General features: G+C 65.8%; 19 protein-coding genes. 4 read left to right on the top strand and 15 right to left on the bottom strand.

What is annotated here, in order from left to right; translation table 11 throughout:
• Positions 1–6 precede the first annotated feature (6 nt).
• From N825_RS21035 to N825_RS21020, 4 genes are all read right to left on the bottom strand, one after another.
• Positions 7–453 carry a (2Fe-2S)-binding protein gene (locus N825_RS21035; protein ID WP_037456653.1) on the bottom strand — a complete coding sequence of 149 codons (447 nt, stop codon included), beginning with the start codon at positions 451–453 and terminating at the stop codon, positions 7–9.
• 105 nt (positions 454–558) lie between these two features.
• Positions 559–1,491, bottom strand: a complete 933-nt coding sequence (locus tag N825_RS21030) for a GlxA family transcriptional regulator (RefSeq protein WP_037456652.1) — start codon at positions 1,489–1,491, stop codon at positions 559–561.
• Between the two features lie 132 nt (positions 1,492–1,623).
• On the bottom strand, positions 1,624–1,836 hold the full coding sequence (locus N825_RS21025; protein WP_037456651.1) for a hypothetical protein: 213 nt from the start codon (positions 1,834–1,836) through the stop codon (positions 1,624–1,626).
• A 2-nt stretch (positions 1,837–1,838) separates the two neighbouring features.
• A complete protein-coding gene (locus N825_RS21020; RefSeq protein ID WP_037456649.1) occupies positions 1,839–2,030 on the bottom strand; it encodes a hypothetical protein in 192 nt (63 codons plus the stop codon).
• A 294-nt stretch (positions 2,031–2,324) separates the two neighbouring features.
• Between N825_RS21020 and N825_RS21015 the strand changes: the two genes are divergently transcribed.
• Positions 2,325–2,690, top strand: a complete 366-nt coding sequence (locus N825_RS21015) for an ArsR/SmtB family transcription factor (protein WP_063833892.1) — start codon at positions 2,325–2,327, stop codon at positions 2,688–2,690.
• A 4-nt stretch (positions 2,691–2,694) separates the two neighbouring features.
• On the opposite strand, the gene N825_RS21010 is transcribed toward N825_RS21015, so the two are convergent.
• Together N825_RS21010 and N825_RS21005 are read right to left on the bottom strand one after the other, a co-directional pair.
• Positions 2,695–3,801, bottom strand: a complete 1,107-nt coding sequence (locus N825_RS21010) for a sensor histidine kinase (protein WP_037456646.1) — start codon at positions 3,799–3,801, stop codon at positions 2,695–2,697.
• A gap of 41 nt (positions 3,802–3,842) precedes the next feature.
• Positions 3,843–4,193, bottom strand: a complete 351-nt coding sequence (locus N825_RS21005) for a hypothetical protein (RefSeq protein WP_157619460.1) — start codon at positions 4,191–4,193, stop codon at positions 3,843–3,845.
• A gap of 331 nt (positions 4,194–4,524) precedes the next feature.
• Between N825_RS21005 and N825_RS21000 the strand changes: the two genes are divergently transcribed.
• Complete coding sequence (locus N825_RS21000) at positions 4,525–4,839, top strand: hypothetical protein (protein WP_037456640.1); 315 nt, start codon at positions 4,525–4,527, stop codon at positions 4,837–4,839.
• Positions 4,840–4,846: 7 nt separating this feature from the next.
• On the opposite strand, the gene N825_RS20995 is transcribed toward N825_RS21000, so the two are convergent.
• Together N825_RS20995 and N825_RS20990 are read right to left on the bottom strand one after the other, a co-directional pair.
• Entirely contained in the window at positions 4,847–5,416 is a 570-nt protein-coding gene (locus N825_RS20995) for a hypothetical protein (RefSeq protein ID WP_037456637.1), read from the bottom strand.
• A 65-nt stretch (positions 5,417–5,481) separates the two neighbouring features.
• Positions 5,482–7,095, bottom strand: coding sequence for a M20/M25/M40 family metallo-hydrolase (locus tag N825_RS20990; protein ID WP_037456634.1), 1,614 nt, complete (start codon positions 7,093–7,095; stop codon positions 5,482–5,484).
• A gap of 136 nt (positions 7,096–7,231) precedes the next feature.
• Between N825_RS20990 and N825_RS20985 the strand changes: the two genes are divergently transcribed.
• A complete protein-coding gene (locus tag N825_RS20985) occupies positions 7,232–7,429 on the top strand; it encodes a hypothetical protein (RefSeq protein ID WP_037456630.1) in 198 nt (65 codons plus the stop codon).
• Positions 7,430–7,736: 307 nt separating this feature from the next.
• Here the strand turns inward: N825_RS20985 and N825_RS20980 are convergent, their stop codons facing one another.
• The 4 genes from N825_RS20980 to N825_RS20965 form a co-directional block, all read right to left on the bottom strand.
• On the bottom strand, positions 7,737–8,405 hold the full coding sequence (locus N825_RS20980; protein WP_245613187.1) for a Crp/Fnr family transcriptional regulator: 669 nt from the start codon (positions 8,403–8,405) through the stop codon (positions 7,737–7,739).
• A gap of 158 nt (positions 8,406–8,563) precedes the next feature.
• Positions 8,564–8,752, bottom strand: coding sequence for a hypothetical protein (locus tag N825_RS20975; protein ID WP_037456627.1), 189 nt, complete (start codon positions 8,750–8,752; stop codon positions 8,564–8,566).
• 130 nt (positions 8,753–8,882) lie between these two features.
• Entirely contained in the window at positions 8,883–9,782 is a 900-nt protein-coding gene (locus N825_RS20970) for an NAD(P)H-hydrate dehydratase (protein ID WP_037456624.1), read from the bottom strand.
• Positions 9,779–10,543, bottom strand: a complete 765-nt coding sequence (locus tag N825_RS20965) for a histidine phosphatase family protein (RefSeq protein ID WP_037456621.1) — start codon at positions 10,541–10,543, stop codon at positions 9,779–9,781. Before N825_RS20965 ends, N825_RS20970 begins: the two co-directional genes overlap by 4 nt.
• A gap of 197 nt (positions 10,544–10,740) precedes the next feature.
• On the opposite strand from N825_RS20965, the gene N825_RS20960 reads away from it, so the two are divergent.
• Positions 10,741–11,010 (top strand): hypothetical protein, encoded by a 270-nt coding sequence (locus N825_RS20960; protein ID WP_037456617.1) that lies wholly within the window; start codon positions 10,741–10,743, stop codon positions 11,008–11,010.
• A gap of 29 nt (positions 11,011–11,039) precedes the next feature.
• On the opposite strand, the gene N825_RS20955 is transcribed toward N825_RS20960, so the two are convergent.
• The 3 genes from N825_RS20955 to N825_RS20945 all read right to left on the bottom strand — a co-directional run bounded on the left by N825_RS20955 (position 11,040) and on the right by N825_RS20945 (position 14,513).
• Positions 11,040–12,716, bottom strand: a complete 1,677-nt coding sequence (locus tag N825_RS20955) for a methyl-accepting chemotaxis protein (protein ID WP_037456614.1) — start codon at positions 12,714–12,716, stop codon at positions 11,040–11,042.
• A gap of 381 nt (positions 12,717–13,097) precedes the next feature.
• Entirely contained in the window at positions 13,098–13,799 is a 702-nt protein-coding gene (locus tag N825_RS20950; RefSeq protein ID WP_037456611.1) for a transposase, read from the bottom strand.
• An 87-nt stretch (positions 13,800–13,886) separates the two neighbouring features.
• Positions 13,887–14,513 carry a TetR/AcrR family transcriptional regulator gene (locus N825_RS20945; RefSeq protein ID WP_037456608.1) on the bottom strand — a complete coding sequence of 209 codons (627 nt, stop codon included), beginning with the start codon at positions 14,511–14,513 and terminating at the stop codon, positions 13,887–13,889.
• Between the last annotated feature and the right edge of the window lie 76 nt (positions 14,514–14,589).

The following is a 14,589-nucleotide window of genomic DNA, read 5'->3' as shown; positions in this document are numbered from 1 at the left end:
CCGTCCTCAAGCCGACGCCTGCCGCACGGCGGCGGCGATGGCGTTGTAGGTGCCGCAGCGGCACAGGTTGGTCATGGCGTCGACGATGTCCTCGTCGGTCGGCTTCGGCGTCTCCTTGAGCAATGCCGTCGCCGCCATCACCTGGCCCGACTGGCAATAGCCGCATTGCGGCACCTGGAGCGAAACCCAGGCCTCCACCACCTTGCGGCCGATGTCGTCCCGCTCGATCGCCTCGATGGTGACGATGCTGGCGTCGGCCACGCTGTCGACCGGCGTCTGGCAGGAGCGGGTCGCCTGACCATCGATCATCACCGTGCAGGCGCCGCATTGCGCGATGCCGCAACCGTATTTGGTGCCGGTCATGCCGAGCGTATCGCGGAGAACCCACAGCAGGGGCGTGTCGGGTTCGACATCGACCGGGTGGGACTGGCCATTCACGGTAATGGTGATCATCGCGGGTTTCCGAACAGGGGAACGTTGAACGACGGAGCGTAAGTCGATCGGCCCATGGCTCAAACGTCGAAAAAACCCCTTTTCAGGACATCGTTGTCGCCGTGATCAGGCCCGGGCGCCGCGGCGGATCGCCTGGGGCGGCTGGCCCAGCGCGCGCAGGAAGGCGCGCCGCATGCGCTCGCGGTCGGCGAAGCCGGTTTCCCGAGCCACCGTGTCGATCGGGTGGTTGCCCTCCTCCATCATCACGCGCGCCGCCTCGATGCGCAGCAGTTCCACCGCCTTGGCGGGGGACTGGCCGGTCTCCTCACGGAAGACTCGGCTGAACTGGCGTGGGCTGAGGCGGGCGGCTTCCGCCAGCTCCTCGACCGACAGGGGATTGCGGAGGTTGCCCTTGGCGTGGGCCAGCGCGCTCTGGACGCGGTCGGACTTCGGGGCGAGGTCGAGCAGCGCGGAAAACTGCGACTGGCCGCCGGAACGGCGGTGATAGACGACGAGTTTCCTCGCGACCGTCTTTGACGTTTCCTTACCGAGGTCGTCCTCGATCAGGGCCAGCGCCAAGTCGATCCCGGCGGTCATGCCGGCCGAGGTCCAGACATTGCCGTCGTTGATGAAGATCTTGTCCTCCTCGACCCTCACCTTGGGATAGAGCCGCTGGAGGTTGCGGGCGTGGGCCCAGTGGGTCGTGGCGCGGCGGCCGTCGAGCAGCCCGGCTTCCGCCAGGACGAAGGCGCCGGTGCAGGTCGAGGCGACACGGCGCGAGGTTTGGCTGGCGTTCCGCAGGTGGCCGATCAGGCCGGGCGTCGAGGGGCCAACCACCATGGCGCCGACGATGATGGTGGTGTCGTGCCGCCCTTGGCCAAACGGTTTGGTCTCGACGCCCACGCCGATCGAACTGGGCACCGGCCCACCATTCTCCGAGAGCAGATGGAGGTCGTAGACCGGCTCACTGGCGACGTTGTTGGCGAGTTCGAACGCCGCCAGCACCGACAGGCTGAGCATCTGGAAGCCCGGGAACAGTGGCAGGCCGACGCTTCGCATGATGGCTCTCTCCTCGAAATCCCGTGTCGCTCATCTGGCTGACGATGGCCGGAAAGGTGGCATCCGGCAGATATGGGATATCGCGAGGAAGCCGGCGCGGTCAAGCACCGCGCCGGCTGGTCGGTGATCGGGTCAGGATTTGGTGTCTGGATCGTGGGTGTGGTGGCGGTCCCGCTCGCCGCCGCCGGTACCGACCCAGCTGCTTCTGGAATTGGTCGGCTGGCCGGGTTCCGGATGTTCCGCCGCCGGCTGGTTCTTCGGGTCGTCGGCCGGTTTGTCGGCGTTCTGCTGGCTCGATCCGGGTCCACCCTGATGACGGTTGGTGCCGGCGATGTTTCTCGACATGATCAACGATCCTGCTGGTGGCCCTTGTTGGTGGTGTTCTGCTTGGTGTTGCCCTGGCGGTCCTGTTCCTTCAGGTTCGCCGGCGTTCCACCGCCATCGGGGGCGTCGGCGACGGGATTACCCTCGTGGAGGGATCCGCCGGGTCCCTTGCCGCTGCGGCCCGCTGGCGGTACCGGAGGTGGTTGGTTAGCCATGTCGATGGTCCCTCCACTGGTTGTTTCCTCTGTCGAGAACAGGCGCGCGCGCGGGACGGTTCCACCTTCGGCGCACCCCGCCTTCCTCGCCGGTACGATGGCCAAGGGATGCCCTTACCCCGTTCTCAACAGTGTGGTATCTCATGCGGGGGATGGCACGGCGGAACGACGCTCGGAACGAACCAACGCGACGGCTTGTTTCCGCGTTCCAGCACCAGACCGGGTTCGGCCGAGGGGCTGGTCGGATGAAGACCGCGGCACTGTGGACCAATTCTTGGAATTCCAGAATCAATCATGAGCTTCGAGTTCAAGCAGTTCCACACCGACCAAGCCAGCGCCCTGCTCCGCGCGATGGGAAATCCGCAGCGCTTGCGGATCCTGCTGCTCCTGGCGGAACGCGAGCGGTCGGTCATCGAACTCGAGTCCCTCGTCGGGCTTAGCCAGTCCGCCGTGTCGCAGCACTTGGCGAGGCTGCGGCAGGCCAATCTCGTCCGGTTCCGGCGCGACGGGCAGATGACGTTCTACGCGCTGGATGGCGCCGAGGTGCAGAGCATCCTGGTGACGCTGCACCTACTCTACGGGGGCGACAGGGCACCCAACACACCCGCGGTCAAGCTGGACGAGCCGGCGACCTCCGGCCGGGCGGAGGCCGACCAATAGACCGTCAGGTTCGATCGCCAATCGACCTTGGCCGCTCGCGGGTGGCTTCGCGGAATTCGCCGCCGGGCAGCGTCAAGGTGTAGCAGGTGCCATGGACGTGGGTGACCGACAGGGTCGCTCGCAGGCGCCGAACCATCAGCGCCACGATATGCATCCCCATCCCGATCCCGCCGGAGAAATCCACGCGTTGGGGAACGCCCTTGCCGTCGTCGGCGACGACAAGCTTCAGCTTGTCATCGGGCACCCGGCCGAACTGGACCCAGACCGTTCCCTCCCCCGAACTGTCGAAGGCGTGACGCAGCGCGTTACCCACCAGTTCGGTGACGATCAAACCAAGGGGGAAGGCGAGATCGGCGGACAACTCGACGGGCTCGACCTCGATCTCCAGCGTTTGCGGTGAGCCCCGCGTGCCGGTCTGACCGCCGATCGCCTTGGCGATCTGCTGGCACATCTCGCCAAGGTACCTGTCCATCCTGACGCGGCCCGAACCACCGCCGGTGAACAGACGGTCATGGACTTGCGCCACGGCTTGGACACGCGCCTCGGCGGTCTGGAGGGCCGCCTGGACGGATGGATCGACGGAGCGGTCGGCTTGGATGCGGATCAGGCTCATGACGATGCGCAGGCTGTCGCTGACCCGGTGCCCGATCTCGTTGAGGAACTGGTCCTTGCAACGAAGCAGTTCGTCACGTTCGGCGAGGGCGAGTTCGAGATGGCGGGTGCGCTCGGCCACTTGCTGTTCCAACGTCTCATTGACCAGCAGCAGCGAGGAGTTGGTTTCCTCCAACTCCTCCACCGTGACCTGCAATTCCTCCAGGGAGATCTGGAGTTCCTCGTTGACGATGCCTAGCTCTCTCTCCAACCCGGAGAGGGGCCGGACGGGGCGTTTCTCAGCCGAAACCTGCGCCTCCAGCAACCTGGAATATGATTGGGCGAGCAGATGGCGCAGACGGGCGTTCTCGGCGGCCATCCGCGACTTTTCCGCTTCCAGTTGTCGGTTTTCCTCGACCGCCAAATGGAGTTCCGTCTCCGCGGTTTCGAACGCGGTCTGAAGCTGTTCGTATTCGAGGTCCCGAAACTTGGGCCCGGAGCAAGTCCGCTCGTCCGCCATGTTCAGATCCAGCTCACTTCAAGGGGACACGCAGTCGAGGATCAGGATGCGGCGCCGCCCTGGCGTACCGTTCTTTCGATATTCTGAAGCACGAGTATGCATTGTCCCCGGTTGTTCTCGGCATAATAACTTTGGGCTTGATCGAACATCATGTCGACGCGGCCGCGCTGATCCGGCGGCAGCCGCTTCGCGTCCTCCTGGAGCCCGGCCCACTCGGTCGGTTCGCAAGCCCCGACTGATTGGAAACGGCTGGGAGGTTCGTTTCCGCGCGATACGCCCACTCCTTGGCCCGCGGATTGGGAGGCGCCGCTCCGCGATGGATCGGGGGATTGGGCACAGGCCGCCAGCACGAGAACGGCGGCGATCGTCATCAGCTTGTCCAAGGGTGGCATGTTCAAGGCTTCCAGCTCCGTTGCTCCCCTGTGCAACAGCCGAGGGAGCCGATTAAACCCGTCTGTGCTGATGAATAGGGAAACCCGGAAGAGATATTTCACCCACGACGAACGGCATATGCATGGTCACCGCCAAGCATATCCATCACATCATCCATGCCTTCCCGCGCCTCCCCGCCATATCGGATATGACCCGAAGACGAAACAAACCCATTAGAGAAATGCGATGAATCGGGTTGGCGGGCGTTGTTCTCTCCATGAACGATTGGAAACGCGGGCGGGACGTCGCCGGGCATGCGTCATCGGCCTTTCAGGTGATCAGGAGGGAAATATGATCCGTGAATTCTACGTCACCTGCCGTGTCGAGAAGTGGTTCGTGGACGAGGGCTGCGAGACCCACGGACCGTATTTGAGCAAGCATGACGCCATAGCGGACGCGATCGAGGCCGCCGAACTGTTGGCCAAGCCAAAGAAGGCGATCAACGTCGTCCTGAAGCTGCGGGGAGCCGGCGCCGAGTTGATTTGGACGTCAAAGAAGCCCCGGATCGCCAAAGTCCTCGAGGATGTGGATGCGGTGGGCGGAGAGGACGCGGATCATCCGGACCTTCAGCCGAAGCCGGCCGGATTGGCGGAAATGAGGGTCTGAGCACCCGTCAGATATTGGTCGAACCAGCCGCCCACGCGTCCAGGCGCGTCACGTCATCCTTGGCCTCGGACCAGCCGTTCTCCCAGGCGATGTGCATCGACGTGTCTCGGGAGTGCGGATTGTCGTTGATGTCCAATCCCTCGCGGAACGCGACGAACCCCTGATCGAACTCGACGGGACGGGGATCGTCACCGGGTGGGTTCTTGTCGCCGACGGTCTTCATCGGGTGCCCCGCCCGCGCCTTGATGAAATCGCGGAACTCCGGATAGGCCATCAGCACGCTGTCGTCGATGCCGCTGGGATGCTCGGCCAAGGCTCGTTCGCCGCGCGGCGTGATCGCGACGCGGCCATGCTCGAATTCCTCCAGCAGCAGGGCCGCGATCAAGTGCTCCCGCATCCGCGACAGGTGCGGCAGGATCTCCGCGTCGGTCACGGGGAACGTCCCGCCAACCGAGGCGAGATTGGTCTTCAGCCGGTCGAGCGCGTCGTCCAACGTCGCCGGACCCTTTGCCGCGACCCTCAGCAGGGTCAGCATCATGTCGGCTTCGTGCAGCAGCGGATAGTCCGTCAAATCCATCTCTCGTCTCCCCTGTCGCTCTCCCAACCGCCGCGGCGCCAAGGGGTTCCGTGGATCTTATCGCCTCACGACAGGACCCGCCGCGCGATCTCGCCCACCAGATCGGGCAGGACCTCGAAGGCGTAGGGCATGTGCAGGCGCTCCAGCCGGGTGTGATAGTCACGACCCCAGGGACCGGCGTTGACGATCGGGACGCCGCCCAGCGCCCGCCCCTCCGGCCAAGCGATCCCGGCACCCCAGGGTGGCGTGTTGGCCGCGATGACCGGGATGGCGGTCTCGTCCGCCTGGCCCAGGAAGCTCATGTCGGAGATGCCGGGGAAGTAGCGCGGCAGGCGGATGGAGACGCCATGCCGCTCGGCCACCACCAGCGCCGCCGCCTCGCAGGCGATCTCGAGCCGGCGCGCGTCGCCGTCCTCCCCGAGGCTGGTCGCGAGGTACGGCATCGAGGCGAAGCCGAGGACGATCGCCGGGCCGGATCGCCCGCTGAGATCCCAGGCGCGCTCCGTTATGATCCGGCTCTGCTCCGGCAGGTCCACGTTGGCCGCCGCCGCTTCCCGGGCGCTGGCCGTCAAGGCTTCGGCCACCGTCCCTCCCCTCCCTTCGACCTCGCGCCGCAGGGCTTCGAAGGTCACGACCGGCACTTCGCCCAGCGGTGATCCCAGGCGGTCGGAAAGCCTCGCCACAAGCCCCCGCGCGGCGCGGTCGACCAGGCGCCCGACCGTCTCCAGGACATCGGCCGGGCCGCGCCGCTGGGTCATGACGTTCCAGAACATCCAGACGCGTTCGGGCGTCGTCACGTTGTAGCCGAGCTTGGTGTCCTTCATTCCGAGCAGCGTCACCCCGGCGGTGGTCTCGCCGCCCGTCCGCTCCAGCAGTTCCGGAGCCCATTCCAGTTCGGCCGCCAGTGCGCCGGCCAGAGCGCAGGCGCCCAGCCCCCGGAAAGAGTCCGACGCGTGGGTCGCCCGGCCGACCACCAGCGCGCTCGGCAGCAGCTTTCCGATGGTGCCCAGCGCCACCGCGCGGCCGACACTTCCGTCGCCGTCCTCGACCAGGGCGTCCAGGTTGATGGCCGCCACGATCTCCAATCCCCGGCTGGCGCCCAAATCGGACAGGATCGCCGCCGCGGCGCGCGCTCCGGCGGAGTTGACCTCCTCGTCGGGAACCGCGAGGAACAGCAGGTTTCCGGCACGCTCGGGATCGGCGGCGGCGCTTTCCAGGGCGGCCAGCCCTGCGGCGAGCCCCGCCTTCATGTCCAGCAGGCCGCGGCCGGGCATGAAGTCCAACCCCTCCAGATCGTCCAGGGCCAACCGCTCGGCCGGCACGGAGGCCTCGGCGCGCAGGAGATCGGCCAAAGCCCGCTTCAGCTCCAGCGGCTTGCGGGCCAGCGGCGCCAGATCGCCATAATCATCGATGCCGACGGTGTCGAAGTGGCCGGTCAGGACGACGGTCCGGGCGCCTTGGCCCCGCAGCAGGGCACAGACGCAGGAGCGTTCGTGCGGACCGTCGGGAACGGGGATCGTCCAGACGTCGTCAGGCCGGGTGGCGAACAGTGGATCGGCGCGCAGCAGGTCCACGAGGCGTTCGGCGAACCCGGCCTCGTCGGCGGTCCCCGTCACGCTGGGGATCTCGGTCAGGGCGATGGCCCAGCGGGCGGCGGTCGTGCCGGGAAGTGTGCTCATGACGTCGGCTCCGGCTGGAGGGTCGAGGATCGCGCGGCGCCAACCATGGCGGCACGGGACGCCGCTCGCCCAAGGGGGAACCGATGGGAGTAGCGCCTGTTGCAATTGTTCCTCAACCTATTTCGGGAGCGAAACCATGGCCGATAAGTCGGACGAATTCCACAAGGTCGGCGGCAACACCGATCCCAAGGCGAACCCACCGTCCAACGAGGGCCCGGACGCCGTCCACAATCCGGTCGAGATCAACCGCGGCAACAAGCCCGGCCAAGTCGCGCAGGAGGCCGGCACCACCGAGAAGCCCGAACCCCGCACGAATTCCGGGAAGCCCGGCTGACCAGCCAGCCGGCACGTCTGGCGCGGTGCGCCGCGCTTGTTCGAGAAAACGTGAAAAACCACGGCCCTATGGTCTTGCAACAGTTCCGGAAGGCTTCTACATTACCGGTACTGTCTGCAACAACAGAAAGGAGGTGATCTTGTGTCTAATTGTTCCAAGCCGCTCTCGGGTACAGTGACCAGGGTCTCCGCCTTTGGCGAGATCCACGCGTGATACCACGTCGTAATCGTGGTCCTGTATCGGATCGTGGTTTGACAATTGAAAGGCCGCCCCTCGGGGCGGCCTTTCTTCTTGCGCGCCCGCTGGGTTATCCGAGCAGTTGCTTGAACTGGCGCTCGACGTTGGCGTAACATTCGCACGCCGCCTGTTCCAGACCCGCGCGGTCCAGGACGGTGACCTCGCCGTTCGCGTAGTGGATCAGACCTGCCCGTTTCAAGGTGCCGGCGGTGATCGTGACCCCGGCGCGGCGCACGCCCAGCATCAGCGCCATGAACTCGTGCGTCATCGAAAATTGGTCACCGCCCGCCCGGTCCTGGGTCATCAGCAACCAGCGGGACAGGCGTTCCTCCAGCGTGTGATAGCTGTTGCACAAGGCCGTTTGGGAAACCTGGCTGTGGAGCGCCTGCATGTAGCGCATCAACAGGTTCCGCAGCGCCTCGCTCTCGCCGAACGCCTGCTTGAGCGCTGGTGGGTTGATCCGCAACGCCGTACCGGCTTGCTGGACGATCGCGCCGAAGGAACCGCTGTCGACACCCAGGACGATGGGCAACCCCACCATGCCTTCCGAGCCCACGATGCCGACTTCCACGGCCTCGCCGCTCTCCAGATAGGCGAGGTACGAGGCCATGCCCGTTTCGAGGAAATGGGCGATCTCGATCGGCTCCTCCGCCTCGAGCAGCACCTGCTTGAGGGGCAGGTCGACCAGTGTCAGCGCGGGTGCCAGCCGCTCGAAATCGGCGGCCGGAAGAGACGCCAAAAGGCGGTTTCGAATTTGGGATTGATCGATCCGAGACATTCCCGTCTCCATCATGCTGGATGGGGGCACTCGCGTCGCTCGGTCATCCACCGCCAGGACCCTCTTGGACACCAAGTCTAGAGGGGGAACTCCAGCCAACGACGCAAGGCCCCGATATATTATGCCGGCATCTCCATCTCCGTTCCCTCATCGCCAAGCGGTGGCTTTCCATGACGCGCCGCCGAGGTTTCGGCCCTGATCCTGCGCGACTCCGCTATCACTTGGCGCGACCGTTCGAAAACCTTTCTGGCCCTTTCAATCAGGTCCCCCAACCGGTCATCGTGCTTTTCAATTTTCTTCTCGACCATCGGCCCTCTCCACATCGATGGTTGACGGATAGGGCTGGTGCCACGAGGGTGTCTGTACACTATCGAACATCACCGCCGATTATCCGCCGGCGCGAACAACTGGCGGCATGGGCCAGCGGGTTGCGACGGGCTAGCGCGAGAACTCCGCCATGATGCCAGGGATCTCGCCGGGCAGTTCGCGCGCCAGGAAGCCCAACGGGCCGCGGCTGTGGGCCAGACGCCTGCCGGCTTGACCATGCATGAAGACGCCCCAGATCGCCGCCTGGGCCGGAGTGGCGCCCCGCGCGGCGAGACCGGTCACGATGCCGGCCAAGGTGTCGCCCGAACCGGAGGTCGCCAGCCCGGCGTTGTCGCTCTCGAAGGCCCAGCACTCGCCATCGGGGTCGAGGATGTGGGTGCATTCACCCTTCATCACCACCACCATGCCGAACTCGGTCGCGACCCGATGGGCGACCCGGATGGGATCGGCCTCCACCTCGTCGCGCTCGATCCCGAGCAGGCTGGCCATCTCGCCGGAATGGGGCGTGATGATCGTGCGGCCCTGCCGCCGCAGCAACGGCTCGCGCAGGCCATCCAGGCAAACCAGGGCCTCGGCGTCGAGCACCAGCACGGGATCGGCGAACCGCTTCACCAGTTCCGTGGTCAGGGCGGCGACGGCGTCCTTGTCCATCATGCCCGGCCCCACCAGGACCGCGTCGTTCCGTTCCGCCCGCTCGCACAGCACATCCGCCGCGTCCGGCGAGATGCCGCCCGCCGGTGTTTCGGGCAGGCCGATCACCAGCGCCTCCGGCACCGCCAGCCCCATGTGGGGAGCGACGCTGGAGCAGGTGGCGATCTGAAGCTTGCCGGCGCCCGCCCGCAACGCGGAGGTCGCCGCGAGCAAGGCGGCACCCGGCACCTCGACACTGCCGGCGATGACGAGAACGCCGCCCCTCGCCTTCTTGTCGACGGCACCGGAGGCCCGGTCGGCGGGGTTCGGCAGCGGCATCGACCGCAGCAGCTCCCCCGTGATCCGAGTGGCCGCGGTCATCGCGCCGCCGTGGGCTGGTCGGACTCGGCGGTGACGGCAGCCCCCGCCTCGCGCAGCGGCGCCACGAAGTTGTAACGTCGCAGTTCCATGCCGCCGATCTTTCCAATGTCCGGACTGTAGCCGTATTCGGTGAGGGAGCAATTCGCCACGTCGCCCTCGCGGTCGATGGCGAGGATCTGGTCCTCGGTCATGTTCTCCAGCAGATAGCGCAGGCACAGCACGACGACCTGATGGCCAACCACCAACACCCGGCGCTCGCCATGATGCAGGCTTATGGTGTCGAGCGCGCTGCGCAGCCGCAGGATCACGTCGCACCAACTCTCCCCGGCGGGGGGCCGGTGATAGAACTTGCCGAGGAAGCGGCGGAATTCCGCCTGCTCGGGAAACTCCTGCTGGATGCCATGCCGCGTCAGGCGGTCGAGCACGCCGAACTCCTTCTCGCGCAGCCGCTCGTCGATGACGAAATCGGCGACGTCGACATGGAGACCGCCGCTGGCCTGGATGATCTCCGCCGTCTGCCGGGCGCGCAGGTAGGGCGAGGTCAGCACGACATCGGGCCGTTCGCCCTCCGGCAGTTCCAGGAACCAGTCGCCCAGCGCCCGCGACTGATCCTCGCCGCGCCTGCTGAGGGGAACATCGACATCGCGTTCCGCGATGTCGATCCGGCCCGCTCCGGCGGCATCGGCCGCGTCGCGGGCGACGTTACCGGCGCTCTCGCCGTGACGAACGATCCAGAGTGTCTGTGGCCACCGCTGCCGCATGTTAGGAACCATCCCGGTTGTTCAGAGACACGATCCCTTGTCAACCGCGGCCGACGCCGATCGTTTCGCCGATCGTTGCAAGGCGAAACCAGTGAAACGGTCGGCTTCCGGTCCCCACTTTGGAACCGCCGCCGCACCCCGCCCGTTGGAGTGCGACCGCCGTGGGATGCCCCATGGGATTACCGAGGAGACACACGATGAGCATCCGGTGCCGCTGCCTGCTCGTCCGCGAGGACGACAAGCCCGTCTGGAGCGACAAGGCCCTGAGGCTCGAACCGAGCGTCGGCCAGTGGATCCAGTTCGAGGAGAACGACGCGCTCTCGACCTTCAAGATCACCGAGGTGATGCACACGCCCAGCCTGGAGGGTGTGGACTACGCCTTGGTGCTGGCGGAACACCCCGGCTCACGTGGCAAGACGCTGCGGGAACTGCTGGAGGGATGGGCGGCGTCCGGCCCGACCCGCTGAACGCCGCTTTCCTCTCCGCGCGACCTGGATCACGCCGCCCGGATGCCGGCCAGGAAGCGTTCGACCTCGGACCGCAGCAGTTCCGACTGCTGGGATAGTTCGCCCGCCGCACCCTGGACTTGCGTCGCCGCGGTGCCGGTCTGGGCCGATGCCTCGGTCACCTGGATGATGGTGCTCGACACCTCCTGGGTGCCGGCGGCGGCCTCCGTCACGTTCCGGGAGATTTCGGCCGTCGCGGCGGCCTGCTCCTCGACCGCGGCGGAGATCGCCGTCGTGATCTCGTTGATCGAGTTGATGGTGGCGCCGATGCCGCGGATCGCGGTGACGGCGCCGCCGGTGGCTTGCTGCATGGAGGAGATCTGGGCAGAGATCTCCTCGGTCGCCTTGCCGGTACGGGTGGCCAGGCTCTTGACCTCGGACGCCACGACCGCGAAACCCTTGCCGGATTCGCCGGCCCGCGCCGCCTCGATCGTCGCGTTGAGCGCCAGCAGGTTGGTCTGGCTGGCGATGTCGGCGATCAGGTTGACGACCTCGCCAATCCGGTTGGCGGCGTCGGCCAAGCCCTGGATGGTGCTGTTGGTCTGATCCGCCTCGGCCACGGCTTGGTTGGCGATGCCGGTCGAGCGGGTCACCTGACGCGAGATCTCGCCGAGCGATCCGCTCATCTCCTCGGCCGCCGCGGCGACGGTCTGGACATTGGCGGAGGTCTGCTCGGCCGCCGTCGCGGACGCCGTCGCCTGCCGGCTGGTCTCCTCGGCGATGGCCGCCATGCTCTGGGCCGTGCTGTCCAGTTCGGTCGCGGCGGACGAGACGGTCCTCAGGATGCTTCCCATGGTGCCGTCGAAGCCGGTGATCAGGCGGTCCATCGTCTCCATCCGCTTCAGCCGCGCCGACTGCTCCTCACGCTCGCGCGCCTCCAGCCGTTTCCTTTCGTCGGCGTTCTCCTTGAACACCTGCACCGCCTTCGCCATGGCGCCGATCTCGTCGTCACTCTCGCGCCCCACGACCTCTACCGTCAGGTCGTCGGCGGCGAGCCGCGTCATGGTGGCGGTGATCCGCGTCATGGCGGCGGCGACTGATTTCTCGAAGAACAGAACGACGCCAGCCAGCGCCGCGATGACCAGCGCCAGCACCGCCAGGACGATCATCCGGGAGGTGTCGTAGATCGCGTCACCCGTGGCGCTCGCCACTTCGCCGAGCTTGGTGTTCAGATTGACAAGTTCCAGCAGCTCTTTGGACAGACTGTCGTAGATCGGCTTGGTCTCGCGGAAGAGCGCGGTGGCGGCATCGTTCTGGTTGCCGCGCGACAGCGAGATGATATCGGCGCTTTTCTGGAGATAGTTCCGCCAAGCGCCTTGCACCTCGGCGATGCCCTTCCGCTCCTCCGCGGTTAGATCCATGCCGGCATAGCGACCGAACTGGTCGCCGACGCTCTTCCGAAGCGCGTCGAGTTCGCCCTCGATCGCTCCCATGGCCGCCGAGTCGTCGTTGATGATGTGGGTGGCTTCCACGATCCTGTAATTCGCCGCCGCCACGCTGGCCGCGTTGACCAGATTGGAGCGTGGCATCCGGATTTCAGCGAGGATGCTCGATTGGTCGTTGATCACGGACATCCGCTGGTTGGTAAACAGCCCCAACGCGACGATGAGGACGGCGAGACCAGCCAAAGCGGCGCGCATCTTCGCGCGCAGGCTGAGGTTCTTCATTGGTCACCTGAATTCGTCTAAAGCCAAGATTTGGATGAATGCCAGCCGCCCATCGAAGGTTGGTGCCCTTTTCAAATCGCCCTCTGAAAGGCGGTCCTTGATGATGAAAGTGACACGGAAGAACCTCTTCCAGGCTTGGATCGGAGATTTTCAGAAAATGATTACAATAGTATTTATTCCTGCCGGCGGGCGGGACGTGGAGAACGGTGGGGTCAAGGAATCCTCCGCATTCACCGGCCATGAACAAACCGGGGACAGACCACCTTTTCCGTGCGGGCTCAGTCCGTTCCTACCGGGCGCTTCGCCGGCCTGCCGGGGCTACCGCGCCACGTCCTCCGCCCCGTCATACAAACCGGGGACAGACCACCTTTTCCGTGCGGCTCAGTCCGTTCCTACCGGGCGCTTCGCCGGCCTGCCGGGGCTACCACGCCACGTCCTCCGCCCCGTCAGTGCCGCGACACGCTTCTGGAACGCCTCAGCCCCCAAAGCGAACCCGCCATTGAGGGCATCGCGGATTTCGCCGATCCGGTCCGCCTCCATTCCCCGCTCGAAAAACTCCCGGTACGCCGCCCGCCGCGCCTGCGCTGTCGGGCCTAGCGTCTCCAGGATGCCGTGGGGCGTGATCAGCGCCGATGTCTCGCCGAAGGCGTTGGCGCGATGGCTGGACCAGCGGTGGTCGGCCGGGTCGGCCACCATGCCCGCGCGCACCGGATTGAGTTCCACGTAACGGTAACAGGCCAGCAGATACGAGTCCTCATCGACCGGGCAGGACCGGAAACGCCCCTCCCACAATGTCCCGGATCGCTGATGGGATCGGTTCACGTACTGCACATACCGCTGTCCCAGCCGCTTCATGACACGCGAAGGCGCGTCGGCATCCGTCGGGGTCAGGAGCAGGTGGACATGATTCGTCATCAGGCAATAGGCGTGGAGCGCCACCCCATTGGCTTGGCAGGCGTCGCCCAATTCCTCCAGGTAGACGCGGTAATCAACGTCGGCGAAGAAGCAGTCTCCCCGATTGTTGCCACGCTGGATGAGGTGCAACGGGATATCGGCGAGGCGGAGCCTGGGACGACGCGGCATGATGGGGGCTCGCGGGAGGTTGGCAAGAAAGCCAAACCTGCCACGAAAATGGTGGTCTGTCCCCGGTTAAGCTGGGGATATGGCGGATCATTCCGCGAGGGTTGCCAACAACTCCATTCGTTCATCAGCGCCGACGAAGCCAAGAAGAATCGCGGCAGCCGCCGTGCGAGCGCGGCGGCGCAGAGCTTGGTCATCGTACTCCCCCGCCGTCCAGAACGAGAGGACACCCCTGAATGCGACGGCAAGCTGATCGGGAAGCGTGGCGAGCGCCAATTCCCGCGTGGCATCCGCGAGCCCATCACAATCCTGGAGCGCCTCGGCCCACAGCGCCCTCGATTGAGACGAGACGTTGCCTGGTTCCTCGCTCGGTGCGCCGATCGCCCCCATCACGATCCGGTTCACCGCCGGCGCTTCCAGCATGACCGAGACGGCGACATCCACCGCCGCGAGGACGCGGGCGACCGCGGTTGCGAGACGCGGAGCCTGATCCAACCGCTCCTGCATGAGATCGATCCGGCGTGCGGACAGCGCCAGCATGATCGCTCCCTTATTGCCGAACTGGTTGAACGGCGTGGCGAAGCTCAGCTTCGCCTCGGTAGCGAGATCCCGCATCGAGAAGGTGGCGTTGCCTCGCACGAGCAGCCGCTCCGCCGCGTCCAGTACACGCTCGCGGGTAGATGTTTTCTGGGACGAGGGGGTCTTGTCATCAGTCATAGCTTTTTATATCTTGATATAATAACGAACTCCAAAGGAAACCATCATGTCAGCTTCCAAAACGTTTCTCATCACC

The organism is Skermanella stibiiresistens SB22, from assembly GCF_000576635.1.
Lineage (GTDB): Bacteria > Pseudomonadota > Alphaproteobacteria > Azospirillales > Azospirillaceae > Skermanella > Skermanella stibiiresistens.
Note: the sequence above shows the minus strand (reverse complement) of the source record. Positions and strands in the feature narration are given on the sequence as shown.